General features: G+C 43.8%; 21 protein-coding genes, 1 pseudogene and 1 riboswitch. Of the genes and pseudogenes, 10 read left to right on the plus strand and 12 right to left on the minus strand.

The genetic code is table 11. From position 1 onward, the window contains the following. Positions 1–124 precede the first annotated feature (124 nt). Positions 125–320: riboswitch (cobalamin riboswitch) on the minus strand. 336 nt (positions 321–656) lie between these two features. Further along, on the plus strand, positions 657–1,442 hold the full coding sequence (gene cobA / locus BSQ33_RS18835) for a uroporphyrinogen-III C-methyltransferase (protein ID WP_088134918.1): 786 nt from the start codon (positions 657–659) through the stop codon (positions 1,440–1,442). A gap of 13 nt (positions 1,443–1,455) precedes the next feature. Here cobA and BSQ33_RS18840 read toward each other — a convergent pair whose 3' ends face one another. Next, positions 1,456–2,064 carry a histidine phosphatase family protein gene (locus BSQ33_RS18840; protein WP_088135302.1) on the minus strand — a complete coding sequence of 203 codons (609 nt, stop codon included), beginning with the start codon at positions 2,062–2,064 and terminating at the stop codon, positions 1,456–1,458. Positions 2,065–2,510: 446 nt separating this feature from the next. Here BSQ33_RS18840 and BSQ33_RS18845 point away from each other — a divergent pair, with 446 nt between their 5' ends. Beyond that, on the plus strand, positions 2,511–4,547 hold the full coding sequence (locus BSQ33_RS18845) for a starch-binding protein (RefSeq protein WP_088134919.1): 2,037 nt from the start codon (positions 2,511–2,513) through the stop codon (positions 4,545–4,547). A 275-nt stretch (positions 4,548–4,822) separates the two neighbouring features. On the opposite strand, the gene BSQ33_RS18850 is transcribed toward BSQ33_RS18845, so the two are convergent. From BSQ33_RS18850 to BSQ33_RS18860, 3 genes and pseudogenes are all read right to left on the minus strand, one after another. Further along, the gene (locus BSQ33_RS18850) at positions 4,823–6,037 is read right to left on the minus strand and encodes a hypothetical protein (protein ID WP_088134920.1); all 1,215 of its coding nucleotides are present in this window, start codon (positions 6,035–6,037) and stop codon (positions 4,823–4,825) included. A 139-nt stretch (positions 6,038–6,176) separates the two neighbouring features. After that, entirely contained in the window at positions 6,177–6,488 is a 312-nt protein-coding gene (locus tag BSQ33_RS22275; RefSeq protein ID WP_088134921.1) for a LysE family translocator, read from the minus strand. 132 nt (positions 6,489–6,620) lie between these two features. Next, positions 6,621–7,101, minus strand: a pseudogene (locus BSQ33_RS18860) (DUF1456 family protein). Between the two features lie 358 nt (positions 7,102–7,459). Between BSQ33_RS18860 and BSQ33_RS18865 the strand changes: the two are divergent. After that, positions 7,460–8,209, plus strand: a complete 750-nt coding sequence (locus BSQ33_RS18865) for a 5'-methylthioadenosine/adenosylhomocysteine nucleosidase (RefSeq protein WP_021021073.1) — start codon at positions 7,460–7,462, stop codon at positions 8,207–8,209. 319 nt (positions 8,210–8,528) lie between these two features. On the opposite strand, the gene BSQ33_RS18870 is transcribed toward BSQ33_RS18865, so the two are convergent. Beyond that, complete coding sequence (locus BSQ33_RS18870) at positions 8,529–8,942, minus strand: GNAT family N-acetyltransferase (RefSeq protein WP_021021074.1); 414 nt, start codon at positions 8,940–8,942, stop codon at positions 8,529–8,531. A 135-nt stretch (positions 8,943–9,077) separates the two neighbouring features. Beyond that, positions 9,078–9,509, minus strand: a complete 432-nt coding sequence (locus BSQ33_RS18875) for a nuclear transport factor 2 family protein (RefSeq protein WP_027694302.1) — start codon at positions 9,507–9,509, stop codon at positions 9,078–9,080. 276 nt (positions 9,510–9,785) lie between these two features. Between BSQ33_RS18875 and BSQ33_RS18885 the strand changes: the two genes are divergently transcribed. Then, positions 9,786–10,748, plus strand: a complete 963-nt coding sequence (locus tag BSQ33_RS18885) for a transposase (protein ID WP_088134923.1) — start codon at positions 9,786–9,788, stop codon at positions 10,746–10,748. A 384-nt stretch (positions 10,749–11,132) separates the two neighbouring features. Here BSQ33_RS18885 and BSQ33_RS18890 read toward each other — a convergent pair whose 3' ends face one another. The 6 genes from BSQ33_RS18890 to BSQ33_RS18915 form a co-directional block, all read right to left on the minus strand. Beyond that, complete coding sequence (locus tag BSQ33_RS18890) at positions 11,133–11,486, minus strand: hypothetical protein (protein ID WP_088134924.1); 354 nt, start codon at positions 11,484–11,486, stop codon at positions 11,133–11,135. 6 nt (positions 11,487–11,492) lie between these two features. Next, positions 11,493–11,978, minus strand: a complete 486-nt coding sequence (locus tag BSQ33_RS18895) for a hypothetical protein (protein WP_088134925.1) — start codon at positions 11,976–11,978, stop codon at positions 11,493–11,495. 228 nt (positions 11,979–12,206) lie between these two features. Then, entirely contained in the window at positions 12,207–13,088 is an 882-nt protein-coding gene (locus BSQ33_RS18900; RefSeq protein WP_157721442.1) for a HEPN domain-containing protein, read from the minus strand. A 216-nt stretch (positions 13,089–13,304) separates the two neighbouring features. Beyond that, the gene (locus BSQ33_RS18905) at positions 13,305–14,075 is read right to left on the minus strand and encodes a GNAT family N-acetyltransferase (RefSeq protein WP_088134927.1); all 771 of its coding nucleotides are present in this window, start codon (positions 14,073–14,075) and stop codon (positions 13,305–13,307) included. Between the two features lie 144 nt (positions 14,076–14,219). Then, the gene (locus BSQ33_RS18910; RefSeq protein WP_088134928.1) at positions 14,220–14,552 is read right to left on the minus strand and encodes a hypothetical protein; all 333 of its coding nucleotides are present in this window, start codon (positions 14,550–14,552) and stop codon (positions 14,220–14,222) included. Positions 14,553–14,833: 281 nt separating this feature from the next. Further along, positions 14,834–15,421: a TetR/AcrR family transcriptional regulator gene (locus BSQ33_RS18915; RefSeq protein ID WP_021021084.1), complete on the minus strand. Its 588-nt coding sequence runs from the start codon at positions 15,419–15,421 to the stop codon at positions 14,834–14,836. Positions 15,422–15,596: 175 nt separating this feature from the next. Here BSQ33_RS18915 and BSQ33_RS18920 point away from each other — a divergent pair, with 175 nt between their 5' ends. The 6 genes from BSQ33_RS18920 (at position 15,597) to BSQ33_RS18945 (ending at position 21,168) form a co-directional block, all read left to right on the plus strand. After that, positions 15,597–15,992: a RidA family protein gene (locus tag BSQ33_RS18920; RefSeq protein WP_021021085.1), complete on the plus strand. Its 396-nt coding sequence runs from the start codon at positions 15,597–15,599 to the stop codon at positions 15,990–15,992. A 483-nt stretch (positions 15,993–16,475) separates the two neighbouring features. After that, complete coding sequence (locus BSQ33_RS18925; RefSeq protein ID WP_088134929.1) at positions 16,476–17,468, plus strand: ABC transporter substrate-binding protein; 993 nt, start codon at positions 16,476–16,478, stop codon at positions 17,466–17,468. Next, positions 17,465–18,478, plus strand: coding sequence for a FecCD family ABC transporter permease (locus BSQ33_RS18930; protein WP_088134930.1), 1,014 nt, complete (start codon positions 17,465–17,467; stop codon positions 18,476–18,478). The genes BSQ33_RS18925 and BSQ33_RS18930 overlap by 4 nt, the downstream gene beginning before the upstream one ends. Then, positions 18,471–19,499, plus strand: coding sequence for a FecCD family ABC transporter permease (locus BSQ33_RS18935; protein ID WP_088134931.1), 1,029 nt, complete (start codon positions 18,471–18,473; stop codon positions 19,497–19,499). The genes BSQ33_RS18930 and BSQ33_RS18935 overlap by 8 nt, the downstream gene beginning before the upstream one ends. A 135-nt stretch (positions 19,500–19,634) precedes the next feature. Continuing rightward, entirely contained in the window at positions 19,635–20,399 is a 765-nt protein-coding gene (locus BSQ33_RS18940) for an ABC transporter ATP-binding protein (protein ID WP_198298238.1), read from the plus strand. Next, positions 20,377–21,168 carry an IucA/IucC family C-terminal-domain containing protein gene (locus BSQ33_RS18945; protein WP_198298192.1) on the plus strand — a complete coding sequence of 264 codons (792 nt, stop codon included), beginning with the start codon at positions 20,377–20,379 and terminating at the stop codon, positions 21,166–21,168. The genes BSQ33_RS18940 and BSQ33_RS18945 overlap by 23 nt, the downstream gene beginning before the upstream one ends. Positions 21,169–21,225 lie beyond the last annotated feature (57 nt).

The raw sequence follows: 21,225 nt of genomic DNA on the forward strand, positions 1-21,225 counted from the left end.
ACTGAGAAAGGTTCAACCAAGACCGGTTTAACCAAGTTCTGTTCTACTGGTGAATTGCGGGTATAAAGCAACCGCCCCCAAATCGACGATTTGAAGACTGCACCCTACTCGCTTCCCACCGAAGGAGTTACGGAATTGCTTTGACTCGTCTTCTGACTTAGCTTCAACCTTCCTGATCCCTTCCCGTTTGCACAGTGGTTTAATCAGGTCGTCAGCATTACAGCAACGGGGGCTGTGGAGGAATTTCACCTCACTTCCGGCCGTCTCCAAGTCACCTCAATATGTTGCGATTCATTCATATCAAACGCTTGCAAAGCGTCATGTTAAGAGGTGTTGGATAACGGATTCGCATCAAAGCAATGATGTTTATTCGTATCAACACCCTGACATAACAACGCCAGATTACATTGATAATCATCAATTTATCGTCACATAACCAAAGCAATGCTGATTCCTCAGCAGTCCATCACCTTCCCAAAAAATATTCATTGCTGGCATATAACCCCCTTCTGGATCAACGATCTTTTCTGACGGGCAGTGTTCAATAAGCGAAGTGTTCAATAAGCGAAGTGTTCAATAAGCGAAATGCTCAATAAACGAATCGTTTAATCAGCGTTACGGTCACTCCGACCAATGAATCAATATGAGGTAAGACGATGAAAGGCAAAGTATGGTTGGTAGGTGCCGGGCCGGGCGATCCGACATTGCTGACCGTGAAAGCACTTTACTGTATCCGTCAGGCAGAAGTGATCGTCTATGACCGTTTGGTCAGCGATGAAATTTTGCAGGAAGCACCACCCCACTGCAAAATGATCAATGTCGGCAAATTGCCTAATTATCATCCCATTCCTCAGGATGATATCAATGACTGTCTGATCCAGTTTGCGTTGCAGGGGCACAATGTGGTGCGTTTGAAAGGTGGTGATCCTTACGTGTTCGGCCGCGGCGGCGAAGAAGCCGAAGCACTGGCCGCATTCGATATTGCATTTGAAGTGATTCCCGGTATCAGTTCAGCGATTGGCGGACTCGCCTATGCAGGAATTCCGGTCACACATCGTGACTGTGCGTCGTCTTTTCATGTGGTCACCGGCCATTTGCAACAGGGGAAAGATCCGCTCGACTGGACACAGTTTTCCAGACTGGACGGAACGCTGGTGATTCTCATGGGCATGAGCCAAATCAAGCATATCTGTCAACAACTGATGGATGGCGGTAAACCGGTCAGTACCCCGGCGGCTGTGGTTCGTTATGCCAGCCGGGACAATCAGCAAGTGGTCACCGGCACTGTTGCCAATATTGCCCAGCGTGTCGCAGAAGCTCAGATCAAATCTCCCGCATTGATTGTCATTGGCGGTGTTGCGGCAAAACATACCACGCTTTCGTTTCAGACAACTTGTCGCCATATCAGTGAGTTAGAAGCGTTCATGGCGTCGTCGTGGTGAGAACAACCGGCCTTCAAACCGTTAACGGACATGCAATACTGTTAACGGTCAGATAAGCCTGCCCCTGATAGCGGTTGAGGGTGAGATGTGTGACGCTCTGATTCGCAATCGCCAGTCCGGTGTACCAGCGCGGATTCTGCCAGTCCAGCCCCAGCACATGTGCGAGGATAAAACGAATCGGACCGCCATGCGTAATAATCAAACTATCATGCTGGCATTGTTCAATCAGGGCTTCCCACGCTTCGGTCACGCGTGCTACACCGTGAGCCAATGACTCAGCCTCCGGCAGGGGCGCATGTGCCGGATCCATCCAAAACTTTTCTAAGGTCTCCCATTCGTTTTGCAACGCATCGAACGGCACCCCATCAAACCGACCGAAATTCTGCTCTTTGAACCGTTCATCCACGGTTAAATGCAGCGCCGGATCCAATGCCGTTAATTGTTCTGCCAGATAGCGGCACCGGGTTAAAGGCGAGGTATAGATGGTCTGAAACTGATAATCGGTCAGTAAAGCACGCGCCATCGTTTGTTGAGTCACTTCATCGACACCGACATCCGTATGCCCGTTCAGTGCTGGCTTCCCCTCGGTTTTCCCATGTCGCAGCAAATATAAGTGAATCATCTCATGTCCTTTGATATCCGATTCACTCAGCATATCAATTTCTGTAAAAAGCGCTCAACTATTTTGAAGATGCGCACACTGAAGCCGAACGATGGCTGCATCATCCGGTAAGCTGCTGTTGTTTCAAGGTACTGTTGTTTCAAGATGCTGTGGTTTCAGGAGACTTTGGTTTCAGGATCCTTATGCCCTTTAGCATCGATTCACGCCTCTCATCCCCGAATCAGTGACAGCTCTCACACAATAAACGGTTGATGCAATTCTACGCCTGTCGAATTCCTCCCCATCATCTGCAGCCGTGGATGAGCTCTCCGCTATGATTTGTTTCTATGATAGGTGTTGTTGATGTGTTGCTGCGTGAATATGAAAACCCTTGAGTGACACGTTAACGAAACCAAACACATGTTGATGGAACAATGAACACCAATTGGAATGGTTAGGACGAGAATATGAATCACAAACTATTAACCGGAATAATGCTATGCGGCAGCCTGTGGGGGCTATCGCCAGTGTACGCACAGGACGCGCCCAAAACGACTTTTGTTCATTTATTTGAATGGCACTGGTCAGATATTGCGACGGAGTGTGAAGATTTTTTGGGGCCAAAAGGGTTCGCGGCCGTCCAGATTTCGCCACCGCAGAAAAGTATCGATAACGCGGCGTGGTGGTCTCGCTATCAGCCGATGAGCTATCAGTTCGACAGTCGTAGTGGCAATCGCGAACAGTTCAAAGATATGGTGAGCCGGTGTAAAGCGGCTGGTGTCGATATCTATCTGGATGCGGTTATCAATCATATGGCAGCGTTAAATCGGAGTTTCCCCGATGTCCCTTATGGCCCCAACGATTTTCATAACTGCACGGACAATATTAATTACAGCAATCGCTGGCAAGTGCAAAACTGTGACTTGGTGGGGCTGAACGACTTAAAAACCGAATCAGACTATGTGCGACAGAAAATCGCGGACTATATGAATGATGCCATCAGTATGGGCGTTGCCGGTTTCAGAATTGATGCGGCCAAACATATTCCGGCAGCCGATATTGCTGCGATAAAAAGTAAACTCAACGGCAATCCATACATCTTTCAGGAAGTCATCGGTGCTGGCGGCGAACCGATCCAACCTTCAGAATATGTTGGCAATGGCGATGTCACGGAATTTAACTTTGCCCGCACTCTCGGCAGTAAATTTAAAAACGGTCACATCAATGAGTTAAAAGAATTAAATCACTGGAGCGGCTGGCTCCCCAGCGATGATGCGGTTGTCTTCGTCACCAATCATGATGATGAACGCACCAATGCCAGCAATGAACTGACCTATAAAGATCAGGGCAATTTATACATGCTCGGCAATGTCTTCATGCTGGCCTACCCTTACGGCTATCCGAAAATCATGTCCGGTTATCAATTTAACCACAGCGATGATGCACCGCCGGCAACGGGAGTCCATTCAGGCAATGCCTGTCGTTTTAATGGTGGCGACTGGATCTGTACCCATCAATGGCGCGGCGTCGCAAACATGGTGGCCTTCCGCAACGAGACCGCATCACAGCAGCAAGTCACTCACTGGTGGGATAACGGTAGTAATCAAATCGCATTCGGCCGTGGCGGACTGGGATTTGTCGTGATTAACCGCAGTGATACCGCGGCATTAGACAAAACCCTGAGCACCGGCATGCCTGAAGGGGACTACTGTGACATTATTTCCGGTAATTTCGATTCGGGTCGTCGGGCGTGCAGCGGCAATATCATTCATGTCGATAGTCAGGGCAACGCCACATTTCATGTATCTTTACAAAATGCTGCGGCAATTCACGTCGGTGCTAAAATCTCAGGCGGAACCACGCCCCAACCAAACGAGCCGGTTCCTGCAACAGCCGTGAGTGAGCATGCAATCTGCTACTACGATAAAAACACCACCTTTAACCAACCATCTCTGTACTATTGGCATGTCGAGCCAAGCGATGCATTGGCAGCGACAAGCTGGCCCGGCGTCGCGATGGCGAAAAATGGTGACTTTGCTTGTTTTGAGCCCGCGACCCAGCTGACAACACTGAATGTAATTTTCTCGGACCAAGGCGCCTCGCAAACGGCCGATTTCACCACGCAATCCGGTACTTGTTACTTCAACGGCGACTGGAAGTCACTGCGTGAGTGTGGCTTTTCACTCAAACCGGGAGAGGGTGGCAATCCGACGGTGCAAAACAACAAAGTGTGTTATGACAACCAGCAAAATTTTGCTCAGCCTTATCTCTATTTCTGGAATGTTGAGGCCACCGCTCCGGTCAATACCGTCTCATGGCCGGGCGTGGCCATGACCGCGGAAAACAACAGCTATTGCTATGATTTCCATCAGACGTTGTCTTCACTGAATGTAATTTTCAGTGACAATGGCAGCCGCCAAACCGCTGATCTATCGGCAACACCGCCAAAGCTCTGTTATAAGGACAATAAGTGGCATGAGATGAGTGCGTGTAGTTCTGAGTAAGAAATAAAATCGGGGGTGGAGGCTGGGGAAATAAACATTGAGGAGCAGTGATTTGGTACGCGATTACTTTTGCCGGGCGTTGCGGATCTGCTTCCTCGCCTTGATAGCTAGGGGCTGTATATGTATATGGGCTAGGTTTCATCGCACTGACTCGGATATCAGCCAGCAACTCACCGTCAGATTCATCGGCCTGTTGATACTTTATTTGTATGTGATTTACTTATATTTTTAATGCCTAAATCAGGTGCACCATAGGCGTCACCTGGATTTTTTCGTTAGCTTACGGTTGCTATATGGTTAAGCCAATCTGATGATGTGTGTAGATCGTCACCTTCATACCACAGCATACCAATCTCCATCCAATCTAAGAACTGTATAGCTCTATCATCTGGTCGCTCTGGTAGCAGAATCGATATATGCGGCTCTTTATCACCTTTTAGCTCATACCAATAATCATATAACTGACCGATAGCCATTCGTATGTTTGATTTCTCTATAGAACTTTTTACTTCTATTATTAGATCATTTTCATCACTATCATAATTCCATACAAGTACGTCAAACATACAAGAATCGTCACAACCTTCGAGGAGGGTAAAGCTAGAAAGGCTATCTAATAATTTATTTGTTAACTGGTTATGAATTCTTCTTTGCTTGATTGTTCCTGAGCTCTTAATGACTTCTACATCATTCTCATCCTTTAATGGGAGTGCTGAGGGGCTTCTAGTGCCTTTCCCCTCTAGAAGTTTCTTTTTTGCACTTTTCCCGGGTGCGCTGATAAAGTCAGGAATATCCCGTCCTACTTGGTCCAAGTCTGCAGCGTCGACAATTCCACCAACCCCGTATAGTTCAACCATGGCATCATATTGTTCTGGTAAGCTTCGACCTTGAACTTCTAGTTTTTTTAATAGGTTTTTAACCCATTCATTTCCATTTATAAGTGGAAACTTAATCTCTGCGTCGAGCGTGAAGAATGTGGGCGTTAAGAAATACTCAGGCTTCATCAATTGATCTGGGTGATTAGCTTTTGGTATTCCTGATGATCTGGCTATCTCGATGACAATATTTCTACGATCTTGTGAGCTTTGCGCTAGAAAAGCACGCTTGTACATAGGCAATAGAACTTCAAAATTATCTTTTACCCACTCGTAAACACTATTACGATATGCTTTATAGAAATGAGTAAAGCCCGTGTGTTTCAAAATCCATTCTGTGACGTTGGGATTCTTAATTATTTTTGCAACATCCTCAGCAACTTCTTGAATGGTTAATCTATCGTAGTCTCGATTAAATATCGCAGCTAAAGCAGGAATTTTCGTGCTTGATAAATAGCCAGCATTTTCACCTTCATAACTATTAGTAATCCAAGATAATTTTGATAAACCATAGAGTTGCTCCGCTGAAATTTCATTTTGATCGAAGACATATTCTGCAACTATACGTACTAATTTATTTGTATCTCTTTGTCTATTTGCCCAATCTACAGACATACTGTAATTCCTATTAAGTGAGTTAACGCTGACAACAGTTGCAAAAATACATGGTGCTATATTTGGGGTGCCAAAATTCGTGATATGTATTTTTATCAATTGATTCGACTTGTTATCTAATTAGTTAAATTCAATCTCTTCAGCTTGTTTTTCGTACGGGTTCCGTATGAGATAGAGGTTTAGAGCACCATGCCTTTACACCTAGATAAATCAGATACAAGCCACCTATAACTTTTATAGCAGTGTACAACAACGGAGACGCTAGAATTACGGCGCCTAAACCTACCGCCGACACTGAGGCCAAAGTGAGCATTGCTGCAACATTGCCGACAACACCTATAAGTGCTTTTGAAAGCCCATATTTTGCGCCATTTTTAATAGACAAAAATATCGCAGGTCCGGGGCTAGCTGTCGCTACAATACATATACCTAAATATATAAAATAGCCCATTAATTTATACTCCGTATATATGCAATCAAAGCATAACGTTCCGTTTAATTGTGTACACCAATAAAATTAAAGTGTTTGTGTAACGCTAAACTGCAACCGCCAACGATAAACCACTTCAATTAAATTGGCTTGTTATGATTCGGATTCATCACCACTTGGGCGCAACTGATGCTGAAGACCTAACAAGAAGTTGCGAAGAATTTGGTCTTTGCACTCTCTATAGTGCTTATTATCCGGCTTACGGAAAAATGCACTGAGTTCATGCTTACTTTAACGAAAATCTACAAGTTGCATAATCTCTAAGATATCTTCCGCTTTCAAGTTCAAAGCAATGCGTAACTTCTGGAGTACAATATTATGAGTTAACTTCTCTTCTGGCTTAGGCTGTTCACCTTCACGTTTACCACGCTTAAAATTGATAAAACCGTTCAGAAATATAGCCAACTCGGTGTCACTAAGTTCAACAAAAGACTCATCGTCTTCTTTTTTTTAGCCAACGAATGACTTGTTCATCTGTCACAGTAAAGTCTGCTAAAGAGAAAATTTCAGTCATTACATTGTCTTTTAAATCAAAGGTATAACGTACACGGGGTAAAATATCATTATTGGTCAAAATAGTTCCTAGTTTCAGGTAAATCCAGTGCTATCAACACGATTACTGGAAGGCTTGGATTTTATCAGATTTACGGCCTGCTCCCTACCAATTGTATCCATTTGAGAGAGAATCATAACGCTTTATTCACCAGCGAGTAATTTGGCGTTGTTTTTATCAGAAAACAGCGACTGAATAACCACCGTTCTCCTAGACAAATTTCGCCTATTCTTTGGACTGCAAATGCTATCCGTAATCATTCCATTCTGATGAACACACATATACGACCGCTATACGAATAGTCCGTCCGACGTAAGCAAACGATTGCCTGAGTGAAGCATGTAGCGTAATATCTCCATCATTAATAAGGAGATTTTTCATGTTTCGTATTTTTGCCCTGTTGCTAACACTCTTTTCTTTTAACTGCTTTGCATCTGTAGCGCGTATTGCCATTGTTGGTGCAATGGATGTAGAAATTGAAGGTATTCTGCCCAAACTAACCAATGTTAAGCACGAAACCATTGGAAACCATATTTTTTATATTGGTGAACTAAATAAGAAGCCAGTCATCGTTACAAAATCTGGTGTCGGAAAAGTAAATGCAGCGCTCACTACAACATTGCTTGCGTCCAAATTTAATGTCACTTCAATTATATTTACTGGGATTGCAGGTGCTTGCTCTCCAGATTTAGAACCTATGGATGTAGTCATTTCAACGGCATTAGTGCAACATGATGTAGACTTAACAGCTTTCGGTAACCCTATAGGCTTGCTTGATGGTTATGAAAATCGAGAATTTTTACCTTCTGAGTCACTGGTTAATCAGGCATTGAAGGCTGCTCATTCTGTTTTAGGTGAAGATAAAGTAACAACAGGAACGATTGTTTCTGGTGACCAATTTATAGCAGATAAGAAAAAAGTAGCATTTTTGTATCAAGAATTCCAAGCTAAAGCGGTTGAAATGGAAGGCGCAGCTCTGGCACAAGTGGCTGACCAGTTTAATATCCCTTACGTTGTGATTCGTACTATTTCAGACAAAGCTGATGGCTCTGCATCACTTACTTATGATGAGATGAAAAATACAACCGCTCATAACTCGATATCAATTCTACTGGAAATGTTCAAATAAGCTTTAGATTAACTGGTTGAAACCGATGCCATCATAACAATTTGATGGCATCATCCAGAATTAGCAGTCCGCCATCCCCCTTCGATTGAGAACTTTTCTTCATCTTTAATTAGATACTTACGCCCATCGAGCCTTTGTTACCAACAATTAGTCAAAATACTGAAAATGCAATGACACATTCTGTCTCTGATTAATTACGTTAAACCACAATTGGACACGTGATAAATCTGATGCTCTAAAATGTTTCTGTCAGATTAGGAAAAGGATGTTGATTCCTTGAGGTGCGTGTCCTGCTTATTCTTATTTTTGTGTTAGCTGCTTATGCCATTTGCTTCGTTAAATAATGTCGTGCATGTGATACTGGATACTGCTCTAAAGACATCTGACATTCATAGCCGAGCTTTTCATAAAATGGTTTGGCTTGAAAGCTAAAGGTGTCCACCAATGAGAACATGCATCCCTTTGATTTTGCATAGGCTTCGAGCTTAGCCATCAACTCACTACCCATTCCAGAACCGCGTAATTCTTTATCTACCCAAAGAAAATTAATTAGTAGCCAACTCCCAAATATTTCGGCAGTTACGCCTGCGACTTTCTTCCCACGTTCAGTAATGTAGTACGCGATTTTATTACGCTCTATTCCATTCAGATACTGTGAGTTATGTTCAACCAAACCATCTCTAATTTCATTAATGCTCTCGTCTGAAGGAGACAAATCTAATTCAAATTCCATACAATTCCTCTTGGCAGCTAACGCCGTGTTAAGGGGCAGACAACGCAGCGGCCAAGCTTCCGCATAACACCGTAATCACAACAAACAACGCATAATAAAAATGCCACGCGTTGGCTGTCCCTCTTTAACGCCTTGTTATGCGTGACTTTCTCCTGACAGGACAGAAATTCTTTCTAAATCTTGGCTTGGAAAATCAGGATCTACATACACATACATACGACTTATTTTTTCTCCTTTAAATTCAAATACGCTACAAAAACGACCAGTGGAAACATTGTTGTCTGGCCAAGAAGTACCATCGCTCATTACACCACCCTCCTGTCCTTCAACAATTACCTTGTTTCCAGCGGTTGTTATTTGAAAGCCTTCTATGTCGTGCCAAATACTTATCAACGAGCTACCAATTCTATTGCCGAACTCCACTAGGGCATTCTTTCCTTTCGCTTGTCCAAATTTAGGAAAGAAAAAATCAACATCCTCTGAAAACAGATCCAGATAACTAGGATCACCTGCGTCTACTTTCTTGAAATACTTAATTACTAGTTCAACTAACTCATCTTTGTTCATGATTATTCCTACGTCCATATTATCTTTACGTACAACAGTTTATTATACAGAACCACTCTACCAAAATAAGACAATCCAAAATAACAGCAAAATAACAGCAAAATAAGCAGCAAAATAAGGACACCCGCTCTAATCAATCTCTCATCATCATGAAACCAGTCTGAGCATTGATGACCAATAAATTTGAACTCACTCGGAATCAGCGGTTGAATCGATTCCCTATCCAGACTCAATCCTCCACGATAATACTCATCTATCATCATCCCGAGAGCATCCATGACCACTGCCCGCTCACAACTCATTTGCCCCGAAGTCACGCCCTACTATCACATCGTCTCCCGCTGTGTCCGTCGCTCATTTCTATGTGGTTATGACCCTTATTGTGGTAAATCCTATGAACATCGCCGGGAATGGGTGGAATCGCGTATTTTCACATTAGCGTCTATCTACTGTATTGGGATTTGCTCTCATGCTGTAATGAGTAACCATTACCATATGGTCGTCTATATCGATAAAAAGAAGGCTATCTCTCTTTCTGACCATGAGGTCATTGAACGATGGGGACAAGAGCATCAACTCCCCCAGCTCATTCAGCGCCTTCTCGACGGCCAACTGACTTCTCAAGCTGAGCGTGATGCCTGCACCCAACTCATTGAAACTTGGCGTCACCGGCTCTATTCCCTCAGTTGTTTTATGCAAGAGCTCAATCATGAGATTGCCGTCCGTGCCAATAAAGAAGACCAGTGCAAAGGGCGATTCTGGGAAGGACGGTTTAAATCTCAAGCTTTACTCGATGAGAAAGCTCTGCTAACAGCAATGGCCTATGTTGACCTCAATCCGGTCAGGGCAAATATGGCTGACACACCCGAGCAGTCTGAATACACTTCGATTAAAGCCCGACTGACTTCACTGGCGCAAGGAAAAACTGAAGCCCACAATTTAGTGAATTTCATCGGCTATGAACATCAGGATAAACCCCAAGGTATTCCTTTCCGACTGATGGATTATATCGAATTGGTTGATTGGGTCGAGCGGCAAATCAGGAAAGATAAACGGGGCGATATTAACCAACGCCTACCCAACATTCTCACGCGGTTGTCTCTGCCTCAGCAGGAATGCCTCAAACTCTGCACCGAGCTGGAAAAGAAACCCAGACTCTGGGTCGGTTCAACCGAACGGCTTAATCTCGCGAAACAACAACTCAAAAAGCAGAGAATGCTCGGGATTCATATTTCCTGAACAATACCGTTCAATATCAATTCAGTTGCCACACTCGTCATCCATTCAAACCGGTGATTCACGTTATCGGTACGCAAAACTGCCCTTAATTATTCAATACCCCGACATAAAACGAGCAAACAATCATTCAATTCGAGAGCTAGCTTAGAAAACCTAGAACGACTTCAACCTCTAACGAATCCACTCCTTGAGGTGCGTGTCCTGCTTATTTCTTATTTTTTCTAGCGTCGCCCTTAGAGATGGCCCCCATATGGCATTAAAATACAAAACGCCCTATGAAATACATCAGGCGTTAATCTCAAAGTGACAACCTATGTTAGGACAAGTCACACCTTAGGTTCGTCATGAAAACGGGTGTCCAATGATCTTGTTATGCGTTACTTTCTACTGGTTTTTTCGAATCAATTCTGTTAATTCGTAGATTTTTTTTTCTTGTGCATCCACAATGATCTGTAGCCTTTTTATCTCATTATCCATTTTGAGGAGAGGTTTGAAGTTTTTATTAAAATATGTAGGTAGTTCATACTCTAATTTTATAAATTTGCTTTCTAGCTCACTAACTTTATCTGTGTTTTTATCAATAGAATCAGCTTTACTTGAAAAATACCCAAAAGAAACCAATCCCGAGACCAATCCCGAGATTAACGCACTAGTAACCGGAGTTAGATTCATTACAAGGCCCTTTTTTTCAACTGGTGCGTTTAACTGGTTGTCATTAGTTTTTGTATTTTTATCCATAATTGATTACTCCTTAATATTGATTTTTGGAAATTCTAATCTTGCTTTCCCCTCTAAAGAATCCAATTTCCTTTGTTTTTCTTCTTCAATTTTGTCTAAACGAGATAAAGTTTCTTTTTCTCTTTGCTTCCTGAGTTTTTCCCGATTAGCCATTTCGGAAATAATCTTATTGTTTTTTGATATAGCTGATTTATTACTTATAATCCCTGATTTGAGATTTTCAATTAATTGTTTGATTTCTGTTTTATTTTTCAGAGCCTTCCCAAGCTGAAAATGTAAATCCGCAAGCTCATCACTATTTGTGTTGATATCTTTACTTTTGAGCTTAATCTCTACTCTCAGCTCTTCTATTTCATTGTTCAAATCCCTAGAAGTTTGTTTTAATTGGTTTATTTCTATTGACTGTTCTTCTATCTTTAGTGACTGTTTTGTATCTACACCAGAACTACAACCAAAAATCAATACTGATAGAATAAATAACAAATAACGCACGCAACACCACCTATTTATGATTGTCAATACACTATACGGTTCAAAAAATCATTAATTGATCTCATCATATATTAGCACTACATATTTATTAATTTTATTTATTTTTTTAAAAATTTAGTAATTCCCTAAATGTTATTTACAAATCTAGTATGCCTCTGAAATCGAGAAACTAAATTGTGCGTCAAATTTCGGAGCCAATGGCTGAGCAAATCAAGGTTAAAAGTGCGCTCAAACCTCTCCTATTCTCTCCCGACAAACCCGCACCGTTAATGCCTGCAAACGCTGTACTTCGGTTGCCAGATAATGAAGCTCTTCTTCAGTGATTTCGTAATGTTCAGAATAGCGAGCTTCGATATAAGCCCGTTGCAGGCGGCGGAAACTGCGCCGATGAAACTTGTTGTCGAGCGGGAAAATTGTTGTAAATTCAGCATCGATTTGGGCGCACAGCTTACTTAGCTTTTCAATATTGTGGGATTTGGGTAAGTAGTTGGTACAAGTAAGCAAAGTGCAGGCATAAGCTTTTTCTGTGGCTTGATGAAGCATAAAGGCTGCATGAATCCAATCGTCATCAGAAACAGCAACTTCATAATAACGAAAAAAACGCTGCGCTGAATAAGACCACTGTCCATAATGCTTACGGGCGATTTCCCGTTTTTCTGCCTCAGTTAAATCCCCCGGCTCTGCCAACGGTTTCGGGGTGGCGGCAAACAGCTCAATCCCTTCTTCGCGAATATCTTTAAAGAAATAATGGCCCTGTTGCAGTCGATTATTCACTTCATTCAAATCATGAACGATTAGCCCCAGCGGAGCAGAGGTGACTTTACGGTCAATCAGTTCTTTGGCGCGTTGCCAGACCACATCGTCATCCACCATTGCCGCTTTATTCACAATCACCAGAATATCGTAATCACTGATATAACCATTGACCGGATCCTTGACCCAATTCCCCTTGGCATGGCTGCCAAATAGGATGATTTTCAGAATACGAAACTCACTTTTACTGCCCGTTTTGCCTTGCAGATAATCGTCTAACGTGTCACGCAGAATGGTTGAGATTGTCGCCAGCTCACGCTGTTTATATTCGGGCAGATGGTCGAGGGTTGTTTTCATAATCGTGACATGGGGCTGGTTGTGGATGAATGGCGTTAGCATAAAAGAAGGGGCTGACAAAGAACACCACCAACTCTCATTTTGCGCATATTGCTGATTAAAATGCGATTCAATTCAAAGCTGTAGCGAATTCTAGCCATCACAGCCTTTTGGTATTAAAGGCTGTGATGGCTGAGTAAAAATCAATGATTGACGGCATACTCGTTTGCTGTACTTCTATTCTTTGCACCACACACTTCGTATCCCAACACGACTAAAACCGACTGATTTACAATTCTTACTACTCGTACTGTCTGGCATGACATCAGTTAAAATTACCTTGATACCCAAAGAGATTGCATCTTCGATTCGAGCTTTCAGTAAGGCCGTTTGACACCCCTTCGAACGATAGTTCTCCTGTGTGTATGCATTCGCTAATATTACGTATTCATCCTCGATGAAACTCGTCGCCCAAGCACACGGCTTACCATTTATTGTTGCAACATAGCAACGAAAAGTATCGGTGCAATAAAGCGAACGCTTCTTCTCCCAGATTTCGTCCGAACACTTTAAACCTGACGTTTTGAGTAAAGCTAAAAACGCATCGACATGATCATTTGACCATCGCTCAACTTGTACTTGTTCTGATGCGTCAGCAAGTGCTACATAGTTTGCCGCCCTTAATTCGAGAAACTCATGCTCATAAGCTGGCACAAACTCATGACTTGATAACCATGCTTTCAGCTCATTTGTCATGGCCTGTGGTTCGATCGAAATCTCAGGTGAAAAACCATGTTTATATAACCTCAGATGGTTCTCTAAGTTTTCTGCGCTACACATACCATGAATAATTATCTGATTATCATACTTGCGCGTTTTGTCCACAAAAACTGAGCACCCTTCTACTTCAGCCGAAAAAAGTTCACTTGCTAAATCGGTTGACAGCGTTCTCTCATTATTAAAGTGAAAGTAAGAGTTATATACGTCTTTGACTCTTTTATCTTGCATCGTTCCCTCGATATTGAATGAAATATAATCGCTTAAACCGCAGACAACGCACAAAACTAGCTGCTGCATGACGCCTTAAACACTAAAATTAACGCAAACCAAAAGTGCCGCGCGTTGGCTGCCGGTTTGAAGCTTTTGTCACCACTACCCACTAATATAGAAATATTTCACTGTTTCAGTATCTCCCCACAACGAACAGCTGTTTGCGCCAATGACTGTAACATCCTTTCCTGCCGAATAAGCTGTTAGCAAACCTGAAAGTTGAGCTTTACCAGCATCTGTCTTGGCATCAATCGCCCATCTATTTCTGAAGTTATTACCCACACATGTAGGAATAGCAGTGTGTGCCCCTGTATGACGAAACAAAATCACGCCATTACCCATAAACTCAATTAATGTGACTTTCCCTTTACTGCCATTACCTGCCATCGAGCTAATCGGCAATAAAGCCAATACCAATAAAAACAACCTAAACATATTACGTCTCCAGAATTACATAGTGGTACAAACCGTGATTAAACAACCCCTACATTATTCCGTATAACACAACTGTTGAATATAAAAATTGTTGTATACCCAAATAAATCAAAAAAGAGGTGCGGTAGAAATTACCAGCGCAGTGCTGTCCAATCAGCCAACAGCACTTTTGTCATGTAACTGCGACCAGTAGAAGAGCGCATTTAAAATCACCATTTGATGACTGAATGGCGGTTAAATGCCCGACTGCGAGTTGAATGAACGACCGCAATAATGAATGTTTAAGATTGCTTTAGTAAGCCAGTTGATAACGCTCTAAACGCATCAATTGCCTTTGGCAGAACTTCGTCCGGTGTGTCACTGGCAGCGACCCACAGAGCCGCGTTTAAAGTTGCACCATTGAGCAGTCTCGCAGCGGCTTCTATATCAACTTCCTTCAAAACACCACTCGCAAATAACGTTTCTAGAGTTTTGATAGTAGACTGAAGACAACCACTTTGGCTTGGCCATTGAGATGGGTCGCCTAAAAACGCTGGGCCGTCTCGCAGCACGATTCTCTGGACCTCTGGAACTATCGCCATTTCTACGTAAGCAGCACCTTCTGCTAAAAGACCTTCCCATGCATCTTTGTGCTTTTCTCCTTCAGCGTGTGCTTTGATTGCCATTTCAGAGTCTATTTGCTCTACAACAGCGGCTAGCAATCCCACTTTGTCGCCAAAGTTGTGATAAAGGGCCCCCCGCGTCAAACCCACGCTTGATGTCAAATCATCCATTGATGCTGCGGTGAATCCTTTCTCTGCAAATGCCGCTCTGGCTGCCGTGATCAATTTCGCTTTCGTCTCTGCCATTTTTTCTAAGCGTTTATTCATTACTTTAAGCTCCTTTACATACGTGGCGTATATTAAATTGACATTCGCGGCGTATGTGAATTATAGTGATTTACGCTCCGCATGTGAAATTTTCCATTTGGAGTCTGTCGTGCTTCAAAGCTCTCAGTAGCAGAAACACCGTCTTGAAACAGAATTGTACTTATTGAGGTAAAACATGTCACAACGTGAAGCTATTTTCCCAGCAGCATCAGAACGCCATGCTCTTTATCAAGAGCATGGCTATTCAGCCGCAATCAAATCTGGTGATCTTTTATTTGTATCAGGTCAAGTCGGAAGCCGGTTAGATGGCAGTCCGGAGCCAGACTTTAAAAAGCAGGTGGAATTGGCGTTTGAAAATTTAACTCATGTTTTGAAAGCAGCAGGCTGTACTTTCGATGACATCATTGATGTGACAACCTTTCATACGGACCCTGAAAATCAGTTTGAAACCATCATGGCAGTCAAGCAAGCTGTATTTAAAACTACGCCTCATCCAAACTGGACTGCTTTGGGTGTCAATTGGCTTGCCGGCTTTGATTTTGAAATCAAAGTTATCGCTCGTATTCCATAGATCATCCGAGAACACTTTATGCAAAATTCGGCTGTACATAACATCGCAAAATGTTTTGAGACTAAGCGCGAGTAAAGTGGATGTATCAACCATTTGATGAATGTACAGAGATACCCGAATTCAGAGAATAACTGCACCACTTATGGTTGAGAGGTTGTCGCTCGCTTATTCGTGCGAATAACTTTGCGTTAGCAAGAGCCCGCGGGCTCGGCTGACGAACCACCCAAGCGTAATAACCAGTGGGGGGCGACTTTCAAACACCGGCACATAAGACGAACCGAAAACGTATCGCGGCAACGCGATATCGCAAGAGACCTTACGGTAACGCTTTGGTGAAGAACGTTGCTACTTCGCATTTATCGCGTTTAAATTCTGCGGAATAAGGTGTCGATGAATCATATACAGATTTGACTAAAGCACCGAAAACATGTAAATAACAATACTTATCATTATCATAATCAAATGCTCAATAAGGCCTTATGAATGCGCATTCGCAGTGTTGTTGCTTTCGTTAATAAAATCGTTAGTCAAATTATTTTAAACCCTGTGCTTCTCCTCCCCCTCTGCCTATTCTCCAGCTTTTTTGCTTATTCAGGAGAGGTTGCGCCTCAATCCGTCGCTCATGCGATGGGGAATACTGACATTCCTCAGCAACCGATTCGTATCGTCACTTTATTTCAAGGCGCGACAGATTCTGCCATTGCCTTGGGCCTTCGTCCGATAGGCGTCGTTGACGCCTGGGCCGAAAAGCCAACGTATCGGTATTTACGTGAGTCGTTAAAAGGCGTCGTACATGTGGGTCTGGAAACACAGCCTAATCTGGAAAAAATCGCAGCCCTTCATCCAGACTTGATTATCGGCTCGAAATCACGCCATGAGAAAATTTATCCTCAACTCTCACAAATCGCGCCAACCATCTTTACTGAAAATGTTTACAACTTTAAACGAACGCTGGCACTTATCGCCAAAGCAACAAGGCACGAATCAGAAGAAGCGAAGCTTTTAGGACAGTGGCACAGCCGTGTCACACAATTCAGAGCAAAGCTTCAGGGAAACAATACAAAATGGCCAATCACAGCATCGATCATCAATGTCAGAGCCGACCATTTACGTTTATATCTACAAGATAGCTTCCCGGGAATGGTATTGAAATCGATCGGATTTCAATTCCCAAAGGCAAATAATTTCGCGGGTTGGGGAATGAAACTCAAATCAAAAGAATCGTTGCCCACCATAAATGCAGATGTGTTTTTCATCATTCCCCAGTCTGACGATCCAGCCGTTCAACAGAATTACCGAAGCTGGAGTCACCACCCATTGTGGAAGATCCTTAATGCCCCGAGAAATGGTGAAGTGTACATCGTTGATAGAACGAGCTGGTTATTGTCTGGCGGTATTTTGGGCGCCAATCTGATACTCGACCAGCTATCCAGTCTTTATCATCTCAAATCAGAAGAGCAATCGCGTTATTTATGAAATTGATTCAATCGAATTATCGTGACCGCTTCGGGATCGTCTGTTTATCGCTGCTCCTCATTTTGATTGCTTTTACAAGCAGTATGCTGGTTGGACAGTACCCGATTCCATTCACCAATGCATGGGACGCACTTTGGTCAACTGACCCCAACTCGATTGATCATGTCATTCTCACAACAACACGCTTATCTCGCAGCTTGATTGCTTGTTCTGTTGGGGCCGGTCTTGCTGTCGCTGGCGTTCTGATGCAGTCACTGACCCGTAATCCATTGGCTTCTCCGGCGGTTTTCGGTGTTAACAGCGGTGCGGTTTTCTTGATTGTTTTGTTTACAGAATTTTTGGGTGTCGGCTCACTTGATAACTATATCTGGATCGCTTTTGCAGGTTCTGCATTAGGCGGAGGGCTGGTGTATGGATTAGGCTGTATGGGGCGTGATGGTCTATCTCCCGTGAGAGTGGTCATTGCCGGTGCCGCAATTTCAGCGCTATTTATGGCCTTTACTCAGGGCATCCTCATCATCGGGCAGGAGGGATTAGACAGTGTCCTATTTTGGGTTGCGGGTTCTGTCTCCGGGCATGAATTATCCACCGTATCCCCCTTTTTACCTTATATATATCTAGGGATATTTGCTGCCATCTTACTTTCCCCACATATCAATGTGTTGCTATCCGGAGACGATATCGCAACGGGGCTGGGGCAAAGTATCTTCTTGCTTAAAATCGTCCTGAGTCTGTTGATCGTCAGTCTCGCAGGTCTTTGTGTCTCCATCGCCGGAAACATTGGCTTTATTGGCTTAATCGTCCCACATATGGTAAGAGCGGTCGTCGGTAACAATCATCAATGGTTACTGCCTCTTAGTGCGATTTGGGGCGCGATATTGTTACTGCTGGCGGACGTTTTGGGGCGGATCATTCTGGCACCACAAGTAATACCGATTGGTGTGATGACCGCATTACTGGGCGCCCCTTTCTTCATTTTCCTCTCCCGGAAAGGACATCGATATGGATAAACAAATAACAGTACGCCGTCATTGGCTATCTTTTTCGGTATCCATATCAGATCTGACCGTTCTGTTCATCTCTGTATTATTCACTTTATTGGTGATGTGGTGCTCGTTGGCGATAGGTACACTGCACGTTGATGTGAGCGCGACCTTATTGAACCGATTTACCCCTGATGCAACCTCTCCATTTGTGGTCGAAATGTTGCGCTTACCTCGTATGTTAATGGCTGCGCTGGTTGGGGCTGCGTTAGGGTGTTCAGGACTTGTGCTTCAATCTATGATCCGCAACCCACTGGCCTCTCCGGATATCATCGGGATTACCAGTGGCGCATCTGCCGCCGCAGTATGCTTTCTCTTTTTTTTCAAAGCGATACTGAGTATCGAGTGGTTACCTGTTTTTGCAATTGGTGGTGCATTCATCACCAGCTTATCGATATATCTCATGTCCTGGCATAAAGGTGTGACGCCGATGCGATTGATTTTAGTTGGCATTGGGGTATCGGCTTTCATGGGCGCGATTGTAACTTTTCTCATTGCGGTCAGCTCAGAATCAACAAGCCTCACCGCCTATATCTGGCTGACAGGCAGTGTCTATGGGGCCAGTTGGGATGATGTGAAAGCACTCGCGGTATGGGTTCTCGTCAGCCTGATTCTTTCTCTGTTCTTTGCCCGCAAAATCAACGTACAAGAACTGGGAGACCAAACCGCTGTCGGTCTGGGGATTCAACTACAGTCCACCAGAGTCTGTTTGTTATTTCTAAGCGTCGTCATGGCAGCACCGGCCATCGCCTATGCAGGGGCGGTAAGCTTTGTGGGGTTAATTGCGCCTCATATTGCCCGCCGTTTTGTCACACGAAGTTTTGCCTTATTAATGCCAATGACAGCCTGCACCGGTGCCTGTTTGGTGATGCTGGCTGATTTATGTGGCCGAACTTTATTTCAACCGTTAGATATACCGGCAGGTGTATTTGTGTCGGCTATCGGTGCGCCATTCTTCATTTATTTGCTGTACCGTCAGCGCTTTTAAGATAAGAGAGACATTGAATTGGTGACTTCTTTGCAAGCAACAGAGCCATTCGCAAACGATCCGTTAGAAATCGATCCGTCAAAAACAGCGCCGTTAAAAACAGAAAGCCTGTTACTTGGCTACGGTAAAAAACCGATCATCAACTCGCTTAATTTAACGATCCAACCCCATCAGATCACGGCTCTGGTCGGAGGTAATGGTTGTGGTAAATCGACTTTACTCAAATCACTGGCTCGCCTACTCAAACCACAGGCGGGCGAGATATTTCTCTATGACAAGAATCTCAATCAGCAGTCCGGTAAGGCCGTGGCCCGACGGTTAGCGATTCTGCCCCAAGGCCCTGTTGCGCCTGAAGGACTATCCGTTGAGCAATTGGTCAGGCAAGGCCGCTACCCGCATCAAAATTGGTTAAATAGCTGGGGTGAAAAAGATGAACGTTTGGTTCAAAAAGCCTTGCTAGATACCAACATGCTAGCATTAGCCAAACAAAGCGTTGAGTCTCTGTCTGGCGGTCAGCGACAGCGAGCATGGATAGCCATGGCTTTGGCGCAAGATACGGATGTCCTGTTACTTGATGAACCGACGACTTATCTGGATCTCACCCATCAAATAGAAATTTTAGATCTGTTGTTTGAATTGAACCAAAAGCAGCATTGCACCATTTTGATGGTTCTTCACGATCTCAACTTGGCTTGCCGTTATGCGCACCAAATGATTGCTGTCAAAGATGGCACCGTTTTTCGGCAGGGCGCTCCCGAAGATATTCTCGATGTTGATATGGTTGAAAGCGTATTTGGTATGAAATGCCACATCACCCGGGATCCTCTGTTTGGTACCCCGATGTGTATCCCATATGGTAAAGGACGTTCTCTTTCTGATGACAACAAAAACAATGCATAACGAAAAGCATCCCCTACTCGGTAATGAATGGGAAAAATTAGAAGAACTCGGGTTGAGGGACAGTCGCTGTGCGGCTTTGCTATCCGTTGATACGCTCACGCTACTGGACGATGAAACCTGTCTGGAAGTGCTCAGGCAAATACAGCCTGAAATTGGTGCCCCTGACTTGAAAGTGACGGCTTCTCTGGTCATCAAACGCATTGCTTTTCTAACCTTAGCGCCAATGCTTTATGCGATGTCCTGTTACAACAAGGGCTTAGATGTATCGATTGAGAATTGTATTTTTGAATATCCATTGGAAAACCGGCTGTGGCGCTCCAAAATGCCGCTTAAAAATATCCAGGTTACCGTACCGTTACAAACGAGAGACCATTGGCGTCAAACCTTATTGACGCAGGCTTTTCAAGGCAATTTATCTTTATTAGTGACCCAACTGAACAAGTTAACCCGGGTGCCATCGGCTGTGTTGTGGGAAAATGTCGCGGTACGTATTTTCAGCATTTACGAAAGATGGATCCTGAGCGATCTTTCCCAGCCACAACAATTGATGATCGCACAATCGGACTTGGCCTACTTACTCGATAAAAACACGACGGAAATCTATAACACACCAGCCAACCCTATCGCTCGCTATCACACTGAGCCATCCATGTCTGAGAATCCATCGAAGGCTGTCAGGGTTCGGCGTACCTGCTGTTACTACTATAAGGCAACCGAGCCGATGATATTCTGTCGTAATTGCCCGTTACTGCGTAAAAGAAAACCGTAATCACAGAGACCATCATCCGTATAAAAAACGCCACCTTCATTCAACTGAAGATGGCGT

Origin of the sequence: Vibrio gazogenes, assembly GCF_002196515.1 — a bacterium.
Classification (GTDB): domain Bacteria; phylum Pseudomonadota; class Gammaproteobacteria; order Enterobacterales; family Vibrionaceae; genus Vibrio; species Vibrio gazogenes_A.